Source organism: Crocosphaera sp. XPORK-15E, from assembly GCF_034931425.1.
GTDB lineage: Bacteria > Cyanobacteriota > Cyanobacteriia > Cyanobacteriales > Microcystaceae > UHCC-0190.
In genome coordinates this window covers 53,798-77,520 of the sequence record NZ_JAYGHQ010000001.1, presented here as the reverse complement: position 1 = coordinate 77,520, position 23,723 = coordinate 53,798, and the positions used below count along the sequence as shown (strand labels likewise).

Genomic DNA, 23,723 nt, shown 5'->3' with positions numbered 1-23,723 from the left:
ATGACGTGAGTGTTGAAAACTACAGAATCTATGATACTTCTATTTGGTGAGCTTGTGGATAGTTGGGTTAATTGTTGTGTCAGATTTAGAACGCCTTGAATCGGTAAAAGCTGGATGTTTAGGGGCGATCGCCTTTACTGTCTCCTATCTTATCACTTGGGGACTGAATTACGCTTTTTGGGCCAATCATTGCTTTGATCTCCTTTCTTTGGGGTTAAAGATGGCGATCGCTTTAATTAGTGGCTTTTTGTTTGCTGTTACTTATCGTTACATTATTCGCAATGATAATAATAGTCATCTTAAGGATGGCGCGGTGTTTGCTTTTGGCTTAGTACGGGGTTTAGTTCCAGTAGAAATGTCTCCTAATTTTCTCGATAGTTTAGGGCAATTAAGTCTCTTAGGGATTGAAAGTATTCTCTGTTTTACTATTGCCCGTTTAACTCTAGATTTCGCCTTTCATCGTCGTTGGATTAAACCTTTTAATAGTTAAAACTTATTACTTAATTATGAATCTTCACGTTACTATTCAAGGTCAAGGTTATCCGATTCTTTGTTTACATGGTCATCCTGGTGCGGGACATAGTTTATCTGTGTTTACAGACCATCTTTCTCAACGTTTTTTAACCATATCACCTGATTTACGGGGTTATGGAAAAAGTCGTTATCATGGTCAATTTGAAATGTTAGATCATCTTACTGATTTAATCAATTTATTAGATAATCAAAAAATTGATCAATGTTTATTATTGGGTTGGTCTTTGGGAGGAATTTTAGCTTTAGAATTGATTTTACGTTACCCTGAAAGGTTTACAGGTTTAATTTTAATTGCTTCTGCTGCTCGTCCTTGGAGTAATCATCCTAGGGTAAGTTCTCAAGAGTTAATTTATTCTGGAATTGCTGGTATTTTAAACTATTTTAACCCAGGTTGGCAGTGGAATATTAATACCTTTGGTAAGCGATCTCTGTTTCGTTATTTAATTGGTCAACAAACATCTTTAGCTTATCAATATTTAGCTAAGTATGGCGTTAAAGCTTATTTACAAACCTCCAAACAAGCAAATCAAGCTTTATCTAACGCCCTAAAATCTGGTTATAATCGTCTTGAAGATTTGCATCAAATTGAGATTCCTTGTCTGGTTTTAGCTGGTTCAGAAGATCGCCATATTACGGCAATATCTAGTCAAGAGACTGCTCAAAAACTTAGCAATTCTAATTATATTTGTTATCCTGATACTGCCCATCTTTTTCCTTGGGAAATTCCTCAACAAGTTCTTACTGATATTGATGATTGGTTGGTTAATAATTTTATTATCTCTCATCTAAGTTTAAACTGATAAATTGTTGACATAATTTAAGTTAGTTGAATAATTGTTAAAATTTAACGGAATAAACCATTGAAAATTTTTGGGTTATCCCCCTTCGATTATATAATTTTAACAAACAGGATTTAAAGGCAGAAAAATCATGACGAGAAGAAACAGAAGTTTGTTAACTGACTTTCAAGACTTTATTATGCGGGGTAATGTTATTGACTTAGCAGTAGCTGTTATTATTGGAGGAGCTTTTGGAAAAATCATAAATTCTTTCGTAGAGGATATTATTACACCTGCTATTCTAAATCCAGCGATGAAAGCTAGTGGAGTAGACAAATTAAGTGAATTATCAATTAGTGGTATTCAATATGGCTTATTTATCGCATCTGTCCTCAATTTTTTAGTTATTGCTTTTTGTTTGTTTCTGATAGTTCGATTTTTTGAAATAGCAAAAAAAAGATTGATTTTTCAAGAAGAAGCTATGGCAGAAAAACAGGTAGATCAAACAATAATTGCCCAAGAAAGATTAACAACAGCGATGGAAAGATTAGCTGATATAATAGAAAGACAAAATTAATCTTCTTAAAACTCAACAAAATTGACTACCAATTATTGGGTAAATAGTTTGTATCGATTACATTTTCTAGGCTAAAAGGTGAAGTTTCTGGAAAAATTTCTATTGATAACCCTGTTTCATCAGCAGCTAATTCTCTTGCATCTTGATAACATTCTGAAAAGATTTCAGCATAATATTGTTTTAAACTAGGACTTGTTTTAAATGCTTCTTTGAGTCTTTTTCTATGTTCTCTAATAAGTGGTCGGACATAATTAAACGAATACAACTTGTAGGGTGGGCATTGCCCACAATAACCTCTAGATCAGCGTTTTAGCCTTTTGGTGGGCAATGCCCACCCTACGCTTATTTATGTCCGACCACTTAGTAAATAACCAGCTATTAGTTCGTTTTTCTGGTTGATATTTATATTTAAGAAGGTGCATTAAAAGAATCCTTAAATTACTGGTGACAGCTTTTTTTTCACTTCTTCCCATGTCTTCCATTTCTTCAATTAAATTATCTAAATCAATTTCATTAAACTTTTTATGCTGCAATAATTTAATGGTTTGTTTCACCCATAAATAATAATCTTTATCATATAAATTACTGATTTTTTTTTGTTCTGATTTTATTATATCTGATGTCATTGTTTCTCCTAGACTACGGTAAATTTTTATATATAATGAGTGCCTAAATAAACACAAAATAGGGCGGGTTTACATAACATATTTATTAGAATTATATGCTTTTACGACAAACCAACCTCTACAATTTAATTATTCTTTTGTTGACAAGCAAGTTCAATTAAATTCTCAATTTTCTTAATATTTATATCTCCTGCAAGATACCCAATACCCCGATGTAAATGTAGTCTAAATTGCTGAATTAAGGTGTCTTTATCTGTCCCTAAACCATCTTGATAACAGCGTTGTTTTAAAGCAATTAATAAAATATCTGTCATTTCTCCCCCAAATACTCGCCAAGTCATTTCTACATTACTATCCATAATAATAGGAACGGGAGAAGGAATACTTGGTTCCGCTAAGGAACGACAAAACCCCCAACGACACAAAATATTCCACTGTTCTATTTTAGTATATCTTTTGAGTTTAATTAGTTGGTCTTTTGCTGTCTGTGAAAGTCCAATTTGTTTGATGGGAGATTCCATTTTAGTTAATAGTTTTTGGAGGGTTAAAGAAAGGGGTTGCTAATTTGGGAAGTTTGTGAGAAAATAAAACAAATGCTTCACAATGGGAATATTAGCACTTAGATATAGATAGCAATATTTCCCATTATGAAGCATAATATCATAAATTTTGCCATTGTGGATCATTGAAGCGAAAAATTTAGGATTTTTTTAAGATTTAGTTAATCATAAAATTACCAAAAATAGCGATCAGGGTGAATAGTTGTCTGACGCTGATTAGAATCATATTCTAACAGATATTGATGAGCGATCGCGTCTTGTTCTTGGAGTTGTTGTAACTCATGTTGTCGAATTTCCGTATCAGTAGAAAGCAGAATAACTTGATGGGAAGCGGTGGGAAAATAGCGTTCAACTAAATTATTGCGGTGAGACGAATCTAGTCTACCTAAAGGAGTATCGATCGCAATAGGTAAATTACGTCCTGAAACCCTAGCTAAACCCCACAAAAAAGCAATAGATAAGAGTTGTTTTTCTCCTGCGGATAAGCGATGTTTGGGGACAGAATTACCGTTAGGATCATAAAGAGAGAGACTAAAATTATAAGTATCGATCGCAACACGATGAACGAGATCAGATTTATGTAATAAATAGCGGAAACATTCAGTCACTTCTCCTTCTAATTTATTAAGCTTTTTCAGGGTTAATCTCTCCTTAAATAATTGTAGCGTATTTTGCACCCTAGCCGCAGATTGAATAAGATGTTCATTATTTTGTTGATCTATCGCTTCATCTGTATAATTTTTTAGTTCTTTTCTCGTCATTTGAATGGCTTTTTCTGCTTCTCTTACTCGTCTTTCTGCGGTTTCATAGTCTGCTTGAGATTTTCCCATTTCTTTTTGTGCAGATGTTAGTGCATCACTAAGTTTTTGGTAATCTTCAGGAGAAGCAGCAACCTGTAATTTTCGTTCAGTATTATCTAAATTAATTTCCAAGTCTTGGAGATTTTTGAGGTATTTTTGAGCATGATCTAATTGTAGTGGTAACTGATGATCTAATAAGCTGTTTAGTTGAGTTAATTCATCTTCAGTAATTCCCAATAAAAAAGGAACATTGAGTTGAGATGCTTGGTTAATGGTGTCATATTCTTGATCTAAAAATGTTTGAATTTTTAGTAATTTATCTTGAGTAAGTGTTAAGGTTTCCAAATAAGCAAGAAGTTTTTGATCTCGTTGTTGTAAAACAGTTTTTGCTACTGTTGCTTGTTGCTGTTTAATTTCAGCATCAGCTTGATCTTTTGCATTGGTTAGTAAAGGAGAAATTAAGGCTAAGGGTAAGCTAGTTGCTGCTAAACTTACCATCTCATCTCGTTGTTGTTGTAATTTATCTTTTAAATCATCAATAGTTGTTTTTAATGAACTGCTTTCTGATGCTATTTTCCCCCCTTCTATACGAAATCTTTCTGACGCTTCTTTAAACTTAGTTTGTGCGCGTTTTAACTGATTATTTATAGAACCAAAATCTTGTGTAGCTTTTTCCTTTTTTTGGTTATAATGATTTAATTTATTTTCAATGTCTTCAATAGTTTTTAATTGAGATTGACTAGCTATTTTTTTGCGTTTACGACCAACCAAAACCTCTAAATCTACCGCTAATCTTTCCACTAATTCTAATCCTAATAAAGATTGAATTGCCTCAATAACAGAGGGAGGTGGGGTTTCTTGTTCTGCTAATTCTTTGACTTGTTCCCCATCAAATAAAAATAGGTTAGAAATGCCTAAAGGTAATAAGGTTTCAATATATTCATCCCAAGTATCAGCTAAGGCAGTATCTGGCCAGTCAGTATCAAGAATTCCCAAGATATCTTTACCGTCTTTGGGTTGTTTGTTCCAACGACGAACAATTCTTAATTCCTTCCATTGATCATCAATAAAATGTTCAAAAGCTAATTCAATGCGGGTTTCTTCACCTAATGGGGTTTGGTTATTAATTGCTTGAACTAAAAAGTCAGTATAACTTAAATTATTACGAGTCGAACATTGAGCCCGTTGTCCATATAATGCGAGACGAATAGCATCCATAATGGTTGTTTTTCCTCCTCCATTCATTCCCCCAATGAGGATAATAGGACGAGAGGTTTCCTCAGTGTCAGTGCGGAGGTTAATAATATTTTTCCCTGCGTAGGGGCCAAAATTGATTAGGACTAATTCAGTGAATAACATAAATAGGTAACAAATTAATCTAGGTATTTTTTTGATGAATTAAATGCTCGTTTAGAAGCAGATATTTGTCAAAGTTCCCTGAATGCTTATCGACTAGATAAAACCCAAAAAGTCATAAGTGAGGAATAAAAAATCAGGGAACCTGTGGAATAGAAGAACTAAAAAATTAAGGTCTGACTACTAAACATTATCAGGTTGCTGACCAAATTTAATTTTTCCCCAAGATAGCTGTTTATTGGAGGGGGTTTCTTCGGGGTTTAAGGACTTTTTGAGTTCTTCTTTCACTTGAGTAATATTTCCTTCGAGTGCAGCATTTTTTAGATTACGTTTAAGGTGTGCATTATCAATAGCATCATCTTGGGAACGGGAACTGGTATCAAAGCATTTTTCCAGGTCATTATAGATACCAATACGGCGAGATTTAGTATAGAATTGTCTTTCAGTATCAAGGAGTTTAGCCATTAATTCTAAGTGCATAGCATCTTCTCCACATAAGTCAGATAAAATGTCCCATTCATCGCTACCTAATAAACTGTGTCCAACCCCTGGACGACTATCAATAAAAGGTTCCCCTGTAACTTCTTCATAAATGCGGGGTAAACTATCATCAAATTCGTGCTTTTCTTCTAACCATATCCGTCGAATTTCGCTTAATTCTTCTTGGGTAATAAGGGTGATATCTTTCATGTCTTCAGGTGCATTTTGACGTACTTTAACCTGTGCTTCTAAGACTCGTCTTAACCAATGTTCTCGCCAATATTTAGTATAGGGGCCAGGCACAGGTTCAATAGAAGTTTGACCATCAAGGTTACGTTCAAAAAGGTGAACATTGCCCCAAATACGTCTAAAGTCTCTTTTATCTCGATCATTTTCTATATCTAATTCCTGACGAACATCAATTAAAGGCTGTAACCATTCTTTTTCTTCATCATTGCGGATCATTGCAGCTAAAGATTTGTCACTATCAACTAATGTACAAACCCAACAACCAAAGCGAGAACTACCACAACTAGGGGTAGAAGTATCAACTACTAAAGGACATTCATTATCAGCAGTTGCCCCCCGATACATAGTAAATAAGTCTTGGTTACTATGTCCCCAAGGGTTTTCCCATTGCATTAAATACAGCCAAACTTCATCAGTTCGCCATTCTTCAATAGGGGTATAAAGTAGAGAACTAGGTAAATGAGGATGCTTACAAAGGCGATCACGTAATCTTCCTTGTTCTCGTTTTTTCATGATCGCTTCACGGTTTTGACTTTCAGTTTTACGAGTTCCTAAAACCACAATAGCCTCACCATTTGCTCTGACAATATTACGAATAAAACGGTTAGAAGGATCAATTTTTAAGCGGGGTGTACACCAACGAAATGTATGACGAGGTGCAGGATATCCTTTACCTATTAAACCTGTCCAATAGGTTTGTGAAACTTCTGGGGTAAGTAAATGAGGTTCTATCGGTAGTTGTTGGTCTTTAGCTCGTTTTTTCATCCTCTCAATAGACTTATTTACCCATGCTGAAACGAAAGGGTTTTCAACTAATGTATCAGTGGTAATAATATATATTTTTTTGTGTCTTTTATTTAACGGTAATTCTAAAATAGCATTCCAAATTAACTGGACAATAGCACTACTATCTTTTCCCCCTGAATAGCCAATAACTAAGGGAATGTCATCAGCACAATATAACTCTTGTATTTCCTCTGTTAATCTTTTGATATCTTTGATTAATTCAGGAACGGTGCGCGGGGGAAATAATGATGTTTGAATACCTGTCATGTCTGTTCATCTCCTCTAAAACTGGTTAATAACTATGGTCTAAAGATATTTTCACGATGCCATTGAATAGCTTCTAAATTAGGAAAATATCTCTCTGAGTTTGGCAGTAAAATGTTTTCTCCTTGAAAATCTCGAATGGGTTTCATATTGGGTGAGTCTTCAGAGAAGTTATCAGCAATAATAACTTGATAATTATCATCAAGGCTAAAAATTCCTTTATCAAACGCCCAATGATGATTTTTACATAATGAAATACCATTATTTATCTTGTTATCATAAAATTGTGCAAATGGTTTAATATGCGCCCCATCAACAATACTTTGCGTGAATGATTTAATGACTCTTAGCTGACATAAGGAGCAACGATAATCATAAGCATGAATAACCGCTTTACGAAAAAAGGAATCTCTAACTAAAGATTTTCTGAGATAAGTTTTTCTTGTTGTTTCTACCGTTTCTATATCTTCTAATTCCTGTTCTCCTTCTTCTTCAAATGATTGGTTGATTTGTAATATTTCTTCTAATTCTTTTTGAGCAGAGGAAAACCAAACTTCGATAAGGGTATCAATAAGTTCTTTTCTAGTTACTGAGTCTTGAATTAATTCAAATAATTCTTCGTCTAAAGAAGCATATTCAACTGCTTGTTTTAACTTTTTAATAGACTTATTGATAGTTGTCAATTCTTTTTCTGTAACACCCTGCTTAAACTCTAAATGTAGAATTTTTTGATTGTCTAGAGCAATAAAAGGATACTGTAGCCCAGGTTTTTTGTTAGATTCAGAATTGAGTATATTCAAATATTTTTTAAATTTATTAAGTAACTCATCAGATATTAATATCTTATTTTCTTCTATTATGTTTTGTGATATTAAATCTATGATTGTCAACAAAAGAATAGGTTGATATTTAGTCTGAACCTTTAGATTAGCAAAACTTTCACAATAATAGCCTAAATTTTTTCGCGCTTTATTTTCAACCATAAGACTTAATTTAACTCCCAATTGTAACTAATTTTAAACCAACTCCGTAATAATACGAACAAAATAGAAATTTACCTGTGTATCCATTATAGCAAAAAGTCCGTAATTTCCTGGATTCTATTATTTTAACGTAAGATTATGATAGAAAGGTAAGTATTTACCGAAAAATCAATAATTATCATGTTTGATCTGACTCCTGACAGTAGTGAACTAAATCAAAATCTTAACACCGTTTTAGAATCTTACTTATCTAAGTTTTACCGTGAAAAGTGTTATATTGGGTTACGGTTTAGTCAGGGCAAACGAACTATGATCCAAATTAATGTACCAGCCCACGACTTACCTATTTTACTACAAACAAAACATTCTGAAAATAATGATCCTGATTCTGGCAAAAATCGCCCAGAAGTTCAAGGCCATGCAACAGAAGTCAAGCAATATATTTTAAAGCGTGTTAAACAGAATAAACCTTGGATTTTAGGCACTCTTACAGCTAATATTGACCCCGATAGAATTCAATTAATGGACTTAGCGAGAGGACTCTGTTTAGTTGTTATTCCCCGTGGTGTAAAATTAGATATTACTGATGGACAACATAGAAAGCGGGCTATTCATGAATTGGTTGAAAGTCCTGACGGTGAATTAATTGGAGATAATGACTTTCCCATCACTTTAGTCCTAGAAAAAGATTTTAATCAGTGTCAAATGGACTTTCGAGATATGGCCCAAAGTCGGGCATTAGATAAGTCATTATTGTTATCTTTTGGAGAATTTGAAGGACGTATTGGCATTATGAAAACTGTACAAGAACAAGTACAAATTTTTAGAGACAAAACTGAAAAAATCAAAAATTCTCCTTCGACAAAACACAAACTAATTTACACTAGCAATTATATCGCAAAAATGGTTAGTTGTGCTTTTGCTAATGACTTAAACGCAGAATTAGAGGACTGGGACGTAGAAAAATCATCAGCAGCTTTAATCAATTGTTTAAATCAATTTTTCTCAGAATGCAAACAAACACAACATATTTTTGAAACAGAAGCATCCGACTTAACCATTGAACAGGTAGATAATTTTAAAGAAGATTGTCTGTTAGGGCGTTATGTTGGCTTAGAAGTTTTAGGAAGGTTACTTTATTCAATATATGATCGAGATAATAACAATTTTGATAGTATTAAGGTGTCTCAATTGAGTCAATTAGATTGGTCAAGAAGTGGTCATTTATGGAGTAGTAATATTGTTACTATTGATCCAAATTCTAAAAATCCTGCTAAACCTTATAGAATTTCTGTTAGTATGAGTACCGTTAAAATTGCGGTTGATAAAGTTAAACTCCATTTAGGATGGATACAACCTCCTCCTACTCAATATCAATTGTATTCCTAACTTTATTAACTATGTCACCTAAGAAGCCAAGCTATATAATAAAACTTGGCTTTTTATTATGAAAAAGTAAATTATTTAGTCATTACTATCCCCCACTCTCTTAATAAACCCTCTAACCTATCCTCTGTAATACAAGATAAATTTAATTCTTGTAACTTATCTTGCCAATTGTGAGAATAATGTGTTAACAATAATCTCCCAACTTTCCCAAACGTCAACAATAATTTATCTATTGGTTGATCGTATTTCCCAAACTCTAAATATTGACTTACCTGCTGCCAATAAGACAAGGCAAAACCTGATTTATCTTCTTGCTTTTCAATAGGAAAATCCTTCAATAATTCAACAGTTGCCTGATATAAATGGTATAAGGTAAATAACTTATCAGATGTCTTAGGAATTCTATCCCCTTCTAAATAAGTATAAGTGTTAAAAAAAGCTACCTCTTTAACGACTGTTTGAACAATTAATGAGATCCCATCTCGACTATCATAGAGAATGGTTAAGGTAGCGGGTAAATGTACTCCCCAAAGGTTGAGATCAATAAACATTTGTTGAGATCGCTTTAACCCTGTTTCAATATACAAAATGACGGGAATTGTTTCATAACTCAACTGAGGATTTTCCCTCATGGCCATTTCTAAGGCAACCCGTCGGTGTAACCCGTCATGAATAGTTAATTTCCCCTCCATAGGAATACGCAACCGCCCTAATTTTCGTGACTCGGCCACATCTCCCACCGCTTCAAAAGTCGTATCAGCGTCAATACTGGCAGTAATGGCAGAAAACACATAATCTTGCGGATTTTCCATTATATAACGGGCAATTTTTTTGATTCGTCCCTTATTAAGTCGCCGTTGACTGAGAGTTTGCAGGGTTAAACCCTCCTCAGCTAAGGGAAACAGCTTAGGAAGAATACCCAAGGGACACATAGACACATAATACTCTCGTTTCCCCTGAATACCCCGAATAACGGGCAATATATACTCAAAACCGACCATCATACCTAATTCAGATTTAAGACATGGATATTGTAATATAAAACTGCTATGTAGTTTTTAAAAACTTAGGTATGGTTTGATTTTCGTATTTTTGCCAAGGGAACGGGCAACAGGGAACAGAAAATTTTGGTAAAATGCCATGAGTGATTATTCAAGTCCTTATATTCAATCGTAAAATTGGCTAATTAGCCGAAGTTGCTAACTATATGAAAAAGTTTCCGATAGGCCCACTTCTTAACCGTTGGGGAATTTGGGGGTTTCCCCTGATTTCTGCGATCGCCGTTCCCATTGCCTTTATCCATTGGCAACCCTCAGACTCCTCAGCAGATGTAGAAACCAAGGCCCCGCCATTACCGGCCTTAAGTCAACTGCAACCCCCTCCCGTCCCCAAACCGCCGATCAATGACCCCTCATTGACCATAAAAAAGCCCCATTCTAAGCTTCAGTCTCCCCAACCTCAAACATCTCCTAAACCCTCCTCACCGCAGCCTAAAGCCTCTCCTAAACCCCCCTCACCCAAACCGAAAGCGGCGGCCAAACCTCCATCTCCGCCCAAACCTCTGGCCGCGGCCCCCGTTGACTATCAACCCCCACCGTTAGAAATTCGTGTGGCAATTTTACGGGATGAACCCATGACGACTCTGGGGACTTCTGGACAGGCTATTATTACTGATAGGAATGGGAGACAAGTCAAAACCCTTGCAGGTAGTCAAGGATGGACGGTACAACCCGACGGGGCCGCTTTATCCGTGGGGGGAAATTCTGTCCCTGGGGTGGTGTGGGTACAACCAACCCAAGGCAGTTTAATCTATGTGGGCGATCGCTGGTATCGGGGAAAAATTTTGCTAGTTTCTCAGGGAAATAGCCTGTTAGTGGTAAATTATGTGGATTTAGAGCATTATTTGTATAGTGTAGTGGGGAGTGAAATGCACGCCAACGCTCCCACAGAAGCGTTAAAGGCCCAGGCGATCGCCGCCCGTTCCTATGCCTTAGTTCATATGATCCGTCCTGCTAGTTCTTGGTACGATTTAGGGAATACCCAACGGTGGCAGGTATATAAGGGGTTAAATAGTGAATATAATACGGGTCATCAGGCGGTACAAGCGACCATGGGGCAAATTTTGAGCCATCAAGGGGGTGTTGTCGAGTCCCTTTATGCGTCAACAGATGAGATTGTAGCGCGGGCTCATAAGGGAAGGGGAATGAGTCAGACAGGGGCCTATGAATTAGCCAAACAAGGCTATGATTATCAACAAATTTTAGAGAATTATTATCCAGGGGTAGGGTTAGCAAGATTGGTGTTACAAAATTGATATTCTTTAGTCTTTTTTTACAAACAATATCGTTATTACAATAATAATAACGATAAGATCTACATGAACAACATCATTGTCTAATCACTAACATTTGATTGCCTCCTTTTTGTAATTGATATTCAACCGGAATAATAGAAACATTATATCCCATTTTTTGAAAGTAATTAATAATGGGTTGAAGATGAGGAGAAATCTCTAACATTAAGGTTAATAAAGGGAAGATTCTAACCTCTGAACTTACCCGAAGCATTTCTTTAATTGATTCAAAATGAAACTTAAAATCATAATGATCTGAATATAAAAATAGAAAATGAGAACATAACGCCAAGTCAAAATTATGATCATTAAATGATAAATTTGGCAAGATATCTAAACAATATCTTTGACTTTTTTTACCTAATTCATAATCCGCTAAAAATTCCTGAAGTACCTTAACCCGATTTTCCCGTAAACGTTCAGGAGATTGATGATAAGACCAAACCCAATTATTCGGAGTAGCTTTTACCTGGTCAATAATATTATCGATAACAGTATTAAATTGCTGTTCAATTTCCTCTCCTGTAAACTGATAAATCGGATCAATCGAAGTAATAGAGATGCCTTGTTTTGTGCCTTCCGCATTAAAACTTGCTGGGCCATCAGCCACCCCCAAAATTGTTTTTTTCAGATCGGTAGCCGAAAGATTAAACATTTTGCTATATTCATCAAACGACCGACCAAACGGAACCACATTTTTAAATTGCATCACCATAACAAATCTACTCCATAATTGATTTTGACGATGTAGTTAAGTGTTAATCTTAGTGTTAAGCTTAAGCTTAAGATTCTCAAAATATTTGAGCGCTTTATTGGTTCTTGGCCTTATCGGCATTTAAAAACCAATTTCCCACAAGGGAAATGTCAAGCCGTGCTGCAAGCACGGGGTTTCAAACCCAAAATTTCCCATGAATCCTGAGTCAACGACTTCCCCCCCTAATGTCAGCCCGTCGCCACCGAAACCCTACTCCCAAGTTCACTTAAAACGGGCCGGAAAGAAACTCCTGTTAATCTTGCCCGACACAGAACCCAAGGATGTCAATAAAGACTGGGTAGAACTGCTGCAAGACTTAAAATACTGCTTAAACCATCATAAAGGAACCTGGACACCAGGCACAGCAGTTCATCTGTTGGTAGAAAACCGCCTACTAGATAACCGACAATTTCATGATATTGGAGAAGCCTTAGAGTCTGCTGAATTAAAATTAATCCGTGTTTTTACCAGTCGTCGTCAAACTGCCATCACCGCAGCAACGGCCGGCTATTCTGTGGAACAAGAAGCCCCCAAACGGGAACTTTTATTTATAGAACAACCCACCCCAAGCAACTTAACCGAACCCTTACACCTCAAAACGACTGTCCGTTCTGGGGTAGCCATTCGTCATCCAGGAACTATTATTATTCAAGGAGATGTCAACCCAGGGGGTGAAATTATCGCCGATGGGGATATTATAATTTGGGGATGTTTACGGGGAATTGCCCATGCCGGGGCCAAAGGCAACCGAGAATGTTGTATTATGGCTCTCCGAATGCAGCCCACCCAGTTACGCATTGCGGATGCTGTAGCTCGGGCCCCGTCAGAAAACCCAGACATGATTGGGCCAGAAGTGGCTTATATTACGTCTGAAGGAATTCGTCTCAAGTCTGCCCTGAATTTTAGTAAAACTCATACTTTTACCCCAAGCGAAAAAGGATGGACAGAAAAATTAACGGCGAATCTTGGTTAAGATTAAATTCTAGTTTGATAATTGAGTTTTGAATTATGAGTCGTGTTATTGTAATTACCTCCGGTAAAGGAGGGGTCGGAAAAACTACTATTACTGCCAATTTAGGCTCGGCCATTGCCCGTTTAGGGTTCAAAATTGCCTTGATTGATGCTGACTTTGGTTTAAGAAATTTAGATTTACTTCTGGGACTAGAACAACGAGTTGTTTATACGGCCATCGATGTTTTATCAGGAGAATGTACCATTGAAAAGGCTTTAGTGAAGGATAAACGGCAACCCAATTTAGTGCTGTTACCTGCGGCCCAAAATCGCACTAAAGAAGCTATTAGTCCTGAAGAAATGAAGCAATTGGTGTCCCAATTGGATAAACAGTTTGATTTTATCTTTATTGATTGTCCTGCGGGGATTGAAATGGGGTTCCGTAATGCCATTGCTCCGGCCCAAGAAGCAATTATTGTGACGACTCCTGAAATGGCCGCTGTTAGGGATGCGGATCGGATTGTGGGGTTATTAGAAAGCGAAGATATTAAAAAAATTCACTTAATTGTTAATCGCATTAAACCTAAAATGATTCAGCTAAATCAGATGATTAGTGTGGAAGATATTTTAGATTTATTGGTAGTGCCTTTAATTGGTATTGTTCCCGATGATGAACGGATTATTGTTTCGACTAACCGAGGGGAACCTTTAGTGTTAGAAGAAACTCCTTCTCTCCCAGGGATCGCCTTTAATAATATTGCCCAACGATTAGACGGCAAAAAAATTCCCTTTTTAGATTTAATGGCCGCTGATGATAACTTATTTAATCGTTTTCGTCGCCGCTTTTTCGGTAATTAACCCCTTTTTTTGATTGAGTTAACGTAATGATTCTTGAATTACTTGAAAAATTATTCCCTTGGAAAAGTACCCCAAAAAGTGGGGAAGATGCGAAACGCCGTCTTAAGTTTATTATCGCTCATGATCGAGTGGGACTTGACCCTGAAATGGTGGAAGCAATGCGTCAAGACATCCTAGCGGTAGTTAGTCGTTATGTGGATATTGATCCGGAGGAGATGGAATTTTCTTTAGAAAGTGATCAACGAATGACAGCTTTAATTGCTAATTTACCTATTCGTCGAGTCAAGCAAGAAAAAGTCACTCCTCCCCCAACTTGAGGACTATTATTGATACTTTTCTAAGGCTTTTTTTAATGATTCAGGAATGGGAATGGGAACGGTTTTTTCTCCTTGTCGTTTCATACAAGCAGCTTCTTGTTTTCCTTTAGCGACTAATTCTTCTCCTTGCTCTGTCACTCGCAAATATTCAAATAACATGGTAATTCTATTTTGTTTCACTTCTGCTAAAGTCATTCTAATGATTACTTGATCAAAGGCAAATAATTCTGATAGATAATCACAGGAAACGGAAACCGTAACTAAGGCTAATCCTTTAGCAAATTCTGTGATAATATCAGGAGCATTGTCTTTGAGAAACATTTCTCGACAACGGCCCTGCCATCGTACATAATTAGCATAATAAACATTACCAACTAAGTTAGTTTCTTCAAAGCTGACAATGTGATGATATTCGTAACATTTCATAGTATTTAAAACTTTTCTATCTTGATAAGATTAGTTGACTCTACAGATATATAATATCATTAAACTATTTAGTTTGGGGTTGAGAAACTTTTAAGGAAGGTAGACGATACAACCAATAATTAATGCCAGAAAAAAGCATCATAGATAGAACACTAGAGATAATAATAGCAGGACGTAGGGGGATTATCAAAAGAGAAGTGATCATTTCAATTAAAATAAGTATAATCAAAATATTGGCAATGGTTGAGCGATGAAGTTTGCTGCATAAAACTGTACCTAATGGCGCACCAACTACCACAATAGGAATTGCTGCAAACCAATAATATTGTACATTTATAGGAAAATCATGGAAAATATTTACTTGACAAAATAACCCAACTATGGCATTAATAGCCATTAAAATAACTGAGGTAGGGGTCGCTATTTTTTCGCTTAAATGCCAGACTAAAACCATCACGGAAAAGACCACAATATCAATACCATTACCCACTAAACCACTCATTATTCCCCCGACAATACCAGCAAAAAAACAGGCTATTTTTTCTGATTTTGTCCAAATAAATAAGGATTTTTTCTTATGTTTATTGTTTTGATTTAAAATAAACAAAGTGACAGAAAAGCTGGTTAACATGATAGTGAAAGACATTTTAAGAATATCGGGAGGTAGTAAAGGAGCAAAGCATTTTAAACCCAGGAAAATGCCGAAAATTCCCCCTAAACTTGCCCAGCGAATCACTCGCCATTCTACGGGTATTTTGGTTAAATAAATAGTAAGAGAAGCTGCTGTCATTCCCACACTTTGAATAGCTAAAGAAAAGATTTTGGCATCATGGGGAGGAATATGCAGTAATTTGGTAAAGACAGGAAAAGCAACCGCACCACCACCAATACTTGTTCCACCTGCTATCATAGAACCAAATAACATGGTTAGGGCAATTTGCCAATGGTTAATGAGGTGAGAAAATGCGTCTTTTGTACCGAGAAGGGTTAACCAAAGTATCCAAGTGGTAAGGGCGATCGCAATAATAACGGTGCGTTTTGATGTTAAAGAAAATTGCCAAAGTTTCATAAACGTTTTATCCTTGTTTTAAAGACAACTATTTTAGTTAGATGAGAGGTTTTTATTGATGACTCAAGATACATCAAATATTATTCGGTTTTCAAAAGATTGGTGGTTATTATATCAGCAAGCATGGAATGAGCAAACAGAATTTAAACATAAATTTAAAAAATTGGGTAAAGTTATTTTTTGTTTAACTGATGGGATAGAGATTTCTGTTTGTTTACATTGGGATGAGCAAGGAGATATTATTGAGGTAGATGTGATAGAAACTATTGATGATAGTTTGCCTATTTTTTCTGCACCAGAGGAAAATTGGGAGCGATTTCTGAATAAAGAAATTGGGGCAGCTAAAGCGGTTATGACAGGTGTTATTGATTATCAAGGCTCATTTTCTATTATTATAAAATATGGAAAGCATTTTGATTATTTAGCTGATGTAGCTCAAAAGATTACCTGATTTTTGAATTTTTAATCATAAATAAATAACTTCTGAAAGAATTTGCTGGCCAATTTTAGGTTTAAGACTATCTTTCATCACCAAATCAACATTAACACCTAATAAATCACTGAGATAGTTTTCTAGGTGACAAAAGGTTAATAAACCAAAGCGATATTCTGATTCAAATTCAACTAAGATATCAAGATCGCTGTTTAGTGTTTCTTCTCCTCTAACATAAGAACCAAAGATTCCCAATGTCTTAATATTATATTGTTCTCTTAAATATGACTTTTGCTCTCTTAAGCAAGTTTTAATATTTTCTATGTTGGTCATTGATAACTCTCCTACTTTTATCATTTAGTATAGAGGTAGATCAACTAAAAACTATAGTTTTCATTGATTTAATTCTGCATCACACAATAATTTTAACAGTGCCGTTATTTTCTAGACCGACAAATATCGCAGTAGGGTGGGCATTGCTCACCCTACATTAAGTTTAGACAGCTTTTGAAGAATAGGGGGGAAAACGATGATAATACATCGCAATAAGCATGGGAACTAAAACCATCAAATTATAAAACAAATGTAACTCTAAACGAGGGAACCAAATTTGACCGATACTAATAGGAATAGGAGAGTCAAATAAGTTTTGATGAATAATAACTTGACCTAAGAGTAAGGCGTGTTCAAAATGATGATAAAACTGTAAAACAAAAGCCATATCCCACCAAAAACGGGCTTTTCCTGTAAAGGAAGGACGAAATACTGCTAAACCAACTAACATAAAAATAGCGTGGCCATAGTGTAACCATTCAGAGCGCATTAACCAAGGACAAACTAGGCCAAGTAACCCTAAACATTCGGGGCGTTGCCATCCTAAAACCCAAAGTTGATAAGTTTGGATAATATGTTCTAGAAGATGGGAAAAAATAACTAACAGATAGATTTGCATGGCTGGTTTATGCCACCGTCCATTAAGTAAATAAATCAGAGAACGTAAACTATTAGAAATAGGATTAGATTGGATGATTCTTTTGGTAGCAGTAGTCATGATTTATGGCTCCTTAGTAAGAGGATTTATGGAAAAAATTGTAGTAGTAAGGTGTTGTGCATTTAAACTGCTTATTGGTTAAATTACAGGCAAAATTAAACACCTTGATAATCAAGCGATCGCACTTCTTCTAAAGCTTGCTCATTTTCTTTCACCTCCTCAACTAAAACAGCAAAAACTAACGGAGTCTCAAACCCTTTTACACTTACTAAAAACGTGCCAATAACTGTCTCTCCTACGGTTAACCAAACTACCTGAGAATTGGTATTTTTGCGTTTAGAGGCTGCATTTTGAGTCATTAACATTAAGGGTGTATCCACCATCATTCCCGCTTTCTTTAAGCACTCAGAAGCCGTCCAAATGCGGGTAGCTGACACATTGAGAGATTCCCCCTTATAAGCCGCAATAATGTCTGCTAAGGCTAATTTGTGGGTTCCTAAGAGATCGTGCCAAACCGTCCCAGAACGCTCTGTAACAGGTTCAACATCACAGCCAGGAGAACCCTTAACTACTAGGGTTAAAGCCCCCGTATGAGACACAGAAATCTCCTCTCCGTTGATTTCTGGCTTACCATCAACCCGCCGTGTTACTTTTTGCCCTTTGCCTGGTTGGTGAGCTTGTCGAACCATTGCCTTTTGCTTTCCCGACAGGGCGCGATCGCTTCTTACCCGACGCTCGACTGTGGCATCTTCATCGATAATTAGGGTTAGGTTAGCATCAGGGACAACTGTTTTAATGTTGCGATCTAAATAGGGCGGTAATAGGTTAGAAATCCAAGGATCATCAGCTTCTTTATGCTTAATTATTTGCAATTCTAACCCTTCCCAAACCTCTAAGATATTGCCTTCATCATCAAACACAGTTAAGTCATAGATGAAAGTATCATCAAAGTGTTGTCTTTCCTTGGCTGAGACAAATTGATTTTCTGTTAGATTAACCGAATAAATGGTTAATTTTTCGATGCCTGTGGGTAAAATTGTGGCATGGGGAACACAAGCTTGTAAGGCATGAATTACAGCATCTCTTGCCCCTGGATCACCTAATAGTAATGACTGGGGTAAATAGCGACTAAACCATTCATTTGCGGTTTTGGTTTCAATTTCTGCCACACATTCCGTTGCGGTAAGATGTTCATAATTTTTTATCCTTTGAAAACGTCCTTTATGAAACAATAATTCACCATATAAATGTTGTTGTGGATTAATATTTTTGATGACTGATGACTCATGATTGATGACTGATGACTGATGACTGATGACTGATGACTGATAACTGATAACTGAAGAAAAATGATCTACCGTAAATCCTGTTTGCTGACTACGAATTACAGTTTTAATCTTTCCTGACGGGTAGATTAAAGCAGCAATACGAATCTTTAAGGGTTCATCAGCAGAGACAACAATGGGGCGATTAAATTTAACAGATTCAAAGATTATTTGATCCCCCCTAACCCCCCTTAGTAATGGGGGTAACTTTTCCCCTAATAATGCAGTAGCAACCTGTGTCATTGCTTCTAAACCCATCACCCCAGGAAAGATATATTCCCCTTCATAAACATGATCTTTGAGGTAAGGATCATTATCGAGAGATAACTCAACATCTACAATTAATTCAATTCCAGGATAGGATACTTTTTGCTGTTCTATAAAACGTAAAAAAGGCAACTCTAAGGGTTCTATTTGTAGGGTTGCTGGTTCCCCAAATCTTCCTGAAATTATAACAGTGGTAGCATCAAAAGATTGAGTCATTAGACTGCGTAACATATAGATCCCAGTATCAGGAGGAATAGGTGTAATACCCTGCTGCATTAAACTATCAATGCGTCCTAATTTTTCTCCCATGCCTACCCCAGACCAAACTGACCATGCTAAATTAAAACAGTGACAATGGGGATATTTTTCTTTAAATTCTGCTACACAACGCCCTAACCATTCATTTCCTAACCCATAGTCTGCTTCCCCAGGTAATCCAGTTTCAGCAATAATAGAACCAAAGGTTATTAGGTGTTTCAAGGTATCAGGGTTAATAGCAGCAAGTACATTTTTAAATCCTTGTACTTTGGGGGCTAATGTTTGTAAAACGTCCTCTTTTTCTAGGTTTTTGATTAATTTAGGATTGTTTATTCCTGCACCATGAATAATGGCAGTAATAGTTCCTAACTCCCCTTCTATTTGAGCGAGAGACTCTTTAACCTGGTTAGCATTAGTGACATCTAAAGAAACATAAATTACCTTAATTCCTAGAGACTGCATACGCACTAAATTATGGGTTAATTCTTCATCATTTTCCGGTTTAGATCGTCCTAATAAAACAAGACTTACCCCCGTATCTTTTGCTATAGATAAAGCACATTCAGCAGCAATACCTTTACCTCCTCCCGTGACACATAAGACATCTTTGGGAGTGAGAGGTTTGGGGAGTATGGGGAGACTGGGAGACAAGGAAGACTTCTGTAGGGGCGAACGGCCGTTCGCCCCTACTAATTTGAGAAGACGCGATCGCCTGATTCCATCTGTGTCATAATATGCTTCAGTGTAGCCTTCCCCTGACAAGGCTTCTGTGATGATCCAATTCACAGCATGGGGATGATTAATAGGGACATCTACAACACAAATTTTAAGCTGAGAGTTCTCTAAATAAAGAGTTCTGGCGAAAGATGCTGCACCGCCGCTATGTTGCACCAAAATGAAACAATTTGACTCATTAATAGCAAGTTTTGCCCCTTCTAACAAACTCTCAATCATCTGTTGATCAGGTTTAGGAGGAAGACAGACAACCACCCCATTACCCTCATACTGTGACAATGCTGCTTCGAGGGGAGTCTTTAAAGCATAATCTATGGGTGCAATAATACGCCAGTTAGAAGCAGTGGGGTTAGGGGTAGGAAGGGAGGCTATTAAGGGAGATTCGACGAAATCTATAGTAAAACAACGAATCCAAGAATCTACCCCCATAGGAAGGGTTTCTATGGGTTTTATTTCCTTCGTTTGCCCTAAATCTGTTAATGCTTGGGCAATATCTCCCACCGTTGCGTTAGCGTAGTCTGTGGGTGATACTGGTGCAGATAACCCTAAACGACGGGCCGCTTCAGCAACTAATTGACCAACACTGATAGAATTAAGGTGTAAATCACTTAATAAGCGATGATATTCTTCTATTGTTGCAATAGGTAACTCTGTTTTTTCTGCAATTAGTTGACGAACACAGTTTAAGGGAGAATCATCATTATTCTCTGATGGAGTAATTTTGTCTGTAACCTCTTTACTGTCTAGGTGAGTGACTATTTTTTCTGTTGTTTTTTCCTGCTTATTGTCTGTAACCGGATCAATCATAGTTTGAGGTGCTAACTCACAAGGGTTAACAAAAAACTTGGGTTTCCAGTCAAGATTAAAGTCTCTTGTAAACCGTCCATTAAATAAGGCCTCATGGTTAATATCAACTCCTAAGACAAAAGCAGCACCTACCGCCTTTAATAACCCTTTTAGAGAGTCACCACCACTGTCTAAAGAGATAACAGGAACTTGAGAAAAACTAGAGACAATACGCCCTAAAATCTGACCAGGCCCCACTTCTATAAATAAGTCTACATTTTGTTGAGCTAAGGAAACAGCATCAAGAAAACGTACAGGAGAAGTCACCTGTTGTATTAACAGCGATCGCAGATCATCTTCTGGGGTTAATAGTTGTCCCGTGACAGTAGATATGACTGACTTTTGTATGGTAGATAAATCTTGATTTTTGAGATAATCTTCTAAAGGTTTAACCGCTTGAGAGACTAAGGGAGAATGGAAAGCATGGGAAACAGGTAAAAGAATTGTTTTGATGCTTTTCTTGGCAGCTTTTTCGATTATATCTTGGACTCCTAAATCTTCCCCAGATATAATGGTTTGCTGAGGTGAATTAATTCCTGCAATGACGACAACGCGACCATTTAACAACCCTTTAACTGTCTCTTCATTCGTGCCAATACTCGCCATTTTTCCGGTAGAGTCCCCTAATTCTGCCATAGCTTTACCCCGCACTTTAGCCAGACGAATTACAGCAGCTTCATCAAAAACACCCGCCCAATGTAAGGCGCATAATTCCCCTAAGCTATTACCCACAGAAACATCAGCCTTAATACCAAATGAGTCTAAGATGTTTAAACCAGCAACAGTAGAGGTAACAATGGCAGGTTGAGCAATTTTAGTAGATATTTTGTCTTCAGTATGAGACAAATTTGCTGTCTCATATAACATCTTTAATTGAGAGAAGCGATCTTCCCAAAGTCCACCATGAACATAAACAGGGGCAGATTGTCCAGGGAATAAAAAACCAATTTTAGGCTGATCATGTTTAATTCCAACAAAGACATGATCTGGATTTTTGTTGTTTTCTAATTCTCCATCTATGAGCAAGATTAATTCATGTAAGTGACTGGTTAATTCATCAGGTTTACTGGCAATTACAGCAGCACGAATAGGCAAATCAAAATCAATCTTTTTATTGACTTTTGCTGCTAAATCTGCTATCTCAGCAGAGGATAACTTAGAACTAAACTCTAATAATTGAGAAACTTGAGTCCTTAACTCCTCCTTGGTTTCTGCTGTCAAAAGAAGCAACTCAGCATCTTGATAACTGGTAATTAAGTTTTGTTCCTTTGCTGTTAACTTTTGACGACGAATATTTCCTAAACCTTCTAAGACAATATGGGTATTAATTCCACCAAAACCCATCGCACTAACCGCAGCACGAAGACAGCGATCGCTAGGCCATAACTTACCCACATTATTAACTTGCAAAACAGGACTATTTTTAGTTAACTGATCATGGGGAATGTCACATCCTGTTGTTGGGGGAATGATTTGGCTATAAACTGCCATTGTTGCCTTAATTAAACCCCCTATTCCAGCAGCAGCTTTAGTATGTCCAATATTGGCTTTAAGTGAACCAATATAAGCAGGTTCAAAGACCATATTTGTATTGTTACTGGTTTCTTTTATAGCGCGAGAAAGCACTTGTAATTCCACCCCGTCACCGACAGGAGTACCCGTACCGTGTCCCTCAAAATAACTAACCGTATCAACTCCCAAACCTGCACGACGATAAGCACGTTTTACAGCCAATAATTGTCCTTCAACTTCAGGCCTTGTCATCCCTCCATTACCATCAGAAGAAATACCCCAACCTCGGATAACACCATAGATCCGTTTTTGTTGTTCTAAAGCATCCTCATAACGCATTAATACGACAAAACCGCAACCCTCACCAGGGATAAAACCAGCAGATTTCTTGTCATAAACTTTCATCTCTTTTTCTGCTAATGCACCCACTTTAGCAAAACCTACTAATTCAAAGGGATCAATGCTTAAATCGACTCCTCCAGCTAAAGCAAGATCGAGATCACCTGTTAACAACTGAGTGCAAGCATTTGCTACTGCTAATAAAGAAGAACTACAAGCACCATCAATAATATAACCGCCCCCTTTTAAGTTAAAATGATTACAGATTCTTCCGGCAATTGTATTAGATAAATTTCCGGCTAAAGATTCCTCCCCAATAGGTTCAAAAGGTTCCTTATATTTGATTTCTAATTTATTAATAAATATCTGAATTTCTTCAAGAGAAAATTCTTGATTAATTAACTGAGATTCAACTACACGACGGACATAAGGCCAACGTAAACGTAATGTATTAGCGCGAGAAAATTCACCTGTTAAAGTATTACCTAATAACACCCCTGTGGTTTCATTCGGTAAATTTTTACCATCGATAAAACCTGCATCATTTAATGCTTGAGATGCCATATCTAAGGCTAACCAATGCACTAAATCTGCTGCTCTAAAGGTACTACCAACTACCCGAAAAGCGATACGATCAAAGTCATATCCTTCTATGACTGCTGCTGACTGAGAATAGATAGCATCAGGGGTAGATTTATCAGCCGAAAAATAGTCATTTAAGGATAATCTTTCATCAGGAAAGCGACGAAAAGCACGACGTTTTGATAAGACATTTTCCCATAATTCTTGAGGATTTTTAGCATCAGGATATTGACAAGACATCCCAACAATAGCGATTTGAGGATTACAGTTAGAGAACATAGTATTCATTATTTTATCTCCTTAGTAGGGTGGGCAATGCCCACC

At 36.6% G+C, this 23,723-nt stretch carries 20 protein-coding genes and 1 pseudogene; 9 read left to right on the top strand and 12 right to left on the bottom strand.

What is annotated here, in order from left to right:
* Positions 1-76: 76 nt before the first annotated feature.
* The 3 genes from VB691_RS00355 to mscL all read left to right on the top strand — a co-directional run bounded on the left by VB691_RS00355 (position 77) and on the right by mscL (position 1,890).
* Positions 77-490 carry a hypothetical protein gene (locus VB691_RS00355; RefSeq protein ID WP_323289468.1) on the top strand — a complete coding sequence of 138 codons (414 nt, stop codon included), beginning with the start codon at positions 77-79 and terminating at the stop codon, positions 488-490.
* Positions 491-506: 16 nt separating this feature from the next.
* Positions 507-1,334 (top strand): alpha/beta hydrolase, encoded by an 828-nt coding sequence (locus VB691_RS00350; protein WP_323289467.1) that lies wholly within the window; start codon positions 507-509, stop codon positions 1,332-1,334.
* A 130-nt stretch (positions 1,335-1,464) separates the two neighbouring features.
* Complete coding sequence (gene mscL / locus VB691_RS00345; RefSeq protein WP_323289466.1) at positions 1,465-1,890, top strand: large conductance mechanosensitive channel protein MscL; 426 nt, start codon at positions 1,465-1,467, stop codon at positions 1,888-1,890.
* 25 nt (positions 1,891-1,915) lie between these two features.
* Here mscL and VB691_RS25785 read toward each other — a convergent pair.
* The 5 genes and pseudogenes from VB691_RS25785 to VB691_RS00315 all read right to left on the bottom strand — a co-directional run bounded on the left by VB691_RS25785 (position 1,916) and on the right by VB691_RS00315 (position 7,994).
* A pseudogene (locus tag VB691_RS25785) lies at positions 1,916-2,516 on the bottom strand (DUF29 domain-containing protein).
* Between the two features lie 125 nt (positions 2,517-2,641).
* Positions 2,642-3,037, bottom strand: coding sequence for a DNA sulfur modification protein DndE (dndE, locus tag VB691_RS00330; protein WP_323289464.1), 396 nt, complete (start codon positions 3,035-3,037; stop codon positions 2,642-2,644).
* A gap of 212 nt (positions 3,038-3,249) precedes the next feature.
* Positions 3,250-5,235, bottom strand: coding sequence for a DNA sulfur modification protein DndD (gene dndD / locus VB691_RS00325; protein ID WP_323289463.1), 1,986 nt, complete (start codon positions 5,233-5,235; stop codon positions 3,250-3,252).
* Between the two features lie 180 nt (positions 5,236-5,415).
* Positions 5,416-7,014, bottom strand: a complete 1,599-nt coding sequence (gene dndC, locus VB691_RS00320; protein ID WP_323289462.1) for a DNA phosphorothioation system sulfurtransferase DndC — start codon at positions 7,012-7,014, stop codon at positions 5,416-5,418.
* A 32-nt stretch (positions 7,015-7,046) separates the two neighbouring features.
* Positions 7,047-7,994 (bottom strand): HNH endonuclease, encoded by a 948-nt coding sequence (locus tag VB691_RS00315; RefSeq protein ID WP_323289461.1) that lies wholly within the window; start codon positions 7,992-7,994, stop codon positions 7,047-7,049.
* A gap of 180 nt (positions 7,995-8,174) precedes the next feature.
* Here VB691_RS00315 and VB691_RS00310 point away from each other — a divergent pair, with 180 nt between their 5' ends.
* Positions 8,175-9,383, top strand: a complete 1,209-nt coding sequence (locus VB691_RS00310; RefSeq protein WP_323289460.1) for a DNA sulfur modification protein DndB — start codon at positions 8,175-8,177, stop codon at positions 9,381-9,383.
* Positions 9,384-9,454: 71 nt separating this feature from the next.
* On the opposite strand, the gene VB691_RS00305 is transcribed toward VB691_RS00310, so the two are convergent.
* Entirely contained in the window at positions 9,455-10,387 is a 933-nt protein-coding gene (locus tag VB691_RS00305; RefSeq protein ID WP_323289459.1) for a DNA sulfur modification protein DndB, read from the bottom strand.
* Positions 10,388-10,590: 203 nt separating this feature from the next.
* Here VB691_RS00305 and VB691_RS00300 point away from each other — a divergent pair, with 203 nt between their 5' ends.
* A complete protein-coding gene (locus VB691_RS00300) occupies positions 10,591-11,697 on the top strand; it encodes a SpoIID/LytB domain-containing protein (RefSeq protein ID WP_323289458.1) in 1,107 nt (368 codons plus the stop codon).
* 73 nt (positions 11,698-11,770) lie between these two features.
* Here the strand turns inward: VB691_RS00300 and VB691_RS00295 are convergent, their stop codons facing one another.
* Positions 11,771-12,451, bottom strand: a complete 681-nt coding sequence (locus VB691_RS00295; RefSeq protein WP_323289457.1) for an SAM-dependent methyltransferase — start codon at positions 12,449-12,451, stop codon at positions 11,771-11,773.
* Between the two features lie 193 nt (positions 12,452-12,644).
* Here VB691_RS00295 and minC point away from each other — a divergent pair, with 193 nt between their 5' ends.
* From minC to minE, 3 genes are read left to right on the top strand one after another with little or no spacing between them, the layout of a single operon-like run.
* Positions 12,645-13,463, top strand: a complete 819-nt coding sequence (gene minC, locus VB691_RS00290) for a septum site-determining protein MinC (protein WP_323289456.1) — start codon at positions 12,645-12,647, stop codon at positions 13,461-13,463.
* Positions 13,464-13,498: 35 nt separating this feature from the next.
* Complete coding sequence (gene minD, locus VB691_RS00285; protein ID WP_323289455.1) at positions 13,499-14,299, top strand: septum site-determining protein MinD; 801 nt, start codon at positions 13,499-13,501, stop codon at positions 14,297-14,299.
* A 26-nt stretch (positions 14,300-14,325) separates the two neighbouring features.
* Positions 14,326-14,616: a cell division topological specificity factor MinE gene (minE, locus tag VB691_RS00280; RefSeq protein WP_323289454.1), complete on the top strand. Its 291-nt coding sequence runs from the start codon at positions 14,326-14,328 to the stop codon at positions 14,614-14,616.
* A gap of 6 nt (positions 14,617-14,622) precedes the next feature.
* On the opposite strand, the gene VB691_RS00275 is transcribed toward minE, so the two are convergent.
* Both VB691_RS00275 and VB691_RS00270 read right to left on the bottom strand, forming a co-directional pair.
* On the bottom strand, positions 14,623-15,042 hold the full coding sequence (locus tag VB691_RS00275) for an acyl-CoA thioesterase (protein ID WP_323289453.1): 420 nt from the start codon (positions 15,040-15,042) through the stop codon (positions 14,623-14,625).
* A 64-nt stretch (positions 15,043-15,106) separates the two neighbouring features.
* Positions 15,107-16,111 (bottom strand): sulfite exporter TauE/SafE family protein, encoded by a 1,005-nt coding sequence (locus tag VB691_RS00270; protein ID WP_323289452.1) that lies wholly within the window; start codon positions 16,109-16,111, stop codon positions 15,107-15,109.
* 58 nt (positions 16,112-16,169) lie between these two features.
* On the opposite strand from VB691_RS00270, the gene VB691_RS00265 reads away from it, so the two are divergent.
* Entirely contained in the window at positions 16,170-16,562 is a 393-nt protein-coding gene (locus VB691_RS00265; protein WP_323289451.1) for a hypothetical protein, read from the top strand.
* 15 nt (positions 16,563-16,577) lie between these two features.
* Here the strand turns inward: VB691_RS00265 and VB691_RS00260 are convergent, their stop codons facing one another.
* From VB691_RS00260 to VB691_RS00250, 3 genes are all read right to left on the bottom strand, one after another.
* Positions 16,578-16,877, bottom strand: coding sequence for a nucleotidyltransferase family protein (locus tag VB691_RS00260; protein ID WP_323289450.1), 300 nt, complete (start codon positions 16,875-16,877; stop codon positions 16,578-16,580).
* A 163-nt stretch (positions 16,878-17,040) separates the two neighbouring features.
* Positions 17,041-17,595, bottom strand: a complete 555-nt coding sequence (locus VB691_RS00255; RefSeq protein WP_323289449.1) for a hypothetical protein — start codon at positions 17,593-17,595, stop codon at positions 17,041-17,043.
* 95 nt (positions 17,596-17,690) lie between these two features.
* Positions 17,691-23,687: a type I polyketide synthase gene (locus tag VB691_RS00250; protein ID WP_323289448.1), complete on the bottom strand. Its 5,997-nt coding sequence runs from the start codon at positions 23,685-23,687 to the stop codon at positions 17,691-17,693.
* Between the last annotated feature and the right edge of the window lie 36 nt (positions 23,688-23,723).

Bases quoted from the DNA above. Each gene is read 5' to 3' on its own strand.
- VB691_RS00250 (WP_323289448.1), bottom strand. From the start codon at position 23,687: ATGAATACTATGTTCTCTAACTGTAATCCTCAAATCGCTATTGTTGGG.
- VB691_RS00260 (WP_323289450.1), bottom strand. From the start codon at position 16,877: ATGACCAACATAGAAAATATTAAAACTTGCTTAAGAGAGCAAAAGTCA.
- VB691_RS00270 (WP_323289452.1), bottom strand. From the start codon at position 16,111: ATGAAACTTTGGCAATTTTCTTTAACATCAAAACGCACCGTTATTATT.
- minE (WP_323289454.1), top strand. From the start codon at position 14,326: ATGATTCTTGAATTACTTGAAAAATTATTCCCTTGGAAAAGTACCCCA.
- VB691_RS00315 (WP_323289461.1), bottom strand. From the start codon at position 7,994: ATGGTTGAAAATAAAGCGCGAAAAAATTTAGGCTATTATTGTGAAAGT.
- VB691_RS00300 (WP_323289458.1), top strand. From the start codon at position 10,591: ATGAAAAAGTTTCCGATAGGCCCACTTCTTAACCGTTGGGGAATTTGG.
- VB691_RS00265 (WP_323289451.1), top strand. From the start codon at position 16,170: ATGACTCAAGATACATCAAATATTATTCGGTTTTCAAAAGATTGGTGG.
- VB691_RS00305 (WP_323289459.1), bottom strand. From the start codon at position 10,387: ATGATGGTCGGTTTTGAGTATATATTGCCCGTTATTCGGGGTATTCAG.
- VB691_RS00310 (WP_323289460.1), top strand. From the start codon at position 8,175: ATGTTTGATCTGACTCCTGACAGTAGTGAACTAAATCAAAATCTTAAC.
- VB691_RS00255 (WP_323289449.1), bottom strand. From the start codon at position 17,595: ATGACTACTGCTACCAAAAGAATCATCCAATCTAATCCTATTTCTAAT.
- dndE (WP_323289464.1), bottom strand. From the start codon at position 3,037: ATGGAATCTCCCATCAAACAAATTGGACTTTCACAGACAGCAAAAGAC.
- minD (WP_323289455.1), top strand. From the start codon at position 13,499: ATGAGTCGTGTTATTGTAATTACCTCCGGTAAAGGAGGGGTCGGAAAA.
- VB691_RS00295 (WP_323289457.1), bottom strand. From the start codon at position 12,451: ATGGTGATGCAATTTAAAAATGTGGTTCCGTTTGGTCGGTCGTTTGAT.
- VB691_RS00350 (WP_323289467.1), top strand. From the start codon at position 507: ATGAATCTTCACGTTACTATTCAAGGTCAAGGTTATCCGATTCTTTGT.
- minC (WP_323289456.1), top strand. From the start codon at position 12,645: ATGAATCCTGAGTCAACGACTTCCCCCCCTAATGTCAGCCCGTCGCCA.
- mscL (WP_323289466.1), top strand. From the start codon at position 1,465: ATGACGAGAAGAAACAGAAGTTTGTTAACTGACTTTCAAGACTTTATT.
- dndD (WP_323289463.1), bottom strand. From the start codon at position 5,235: ATGTTATTCACTGAATTAGTCCTAATCAATTTTGGCCCCTACGCAGGG.
- VB691_RS00275 (WP_323289453.1), bottom strand. From the start codon at position 15,042: ATGAAATGTTACGAATATCATCACATTGTCAGCTTTGAAGAAACTAAC.
- dndC (WP_323289462.1), bottom strand. From the start codon at position 7,014: ATGACAGGTATTCAAACATCATTATTTCCCCCGCGCACCGTTCCTGAA.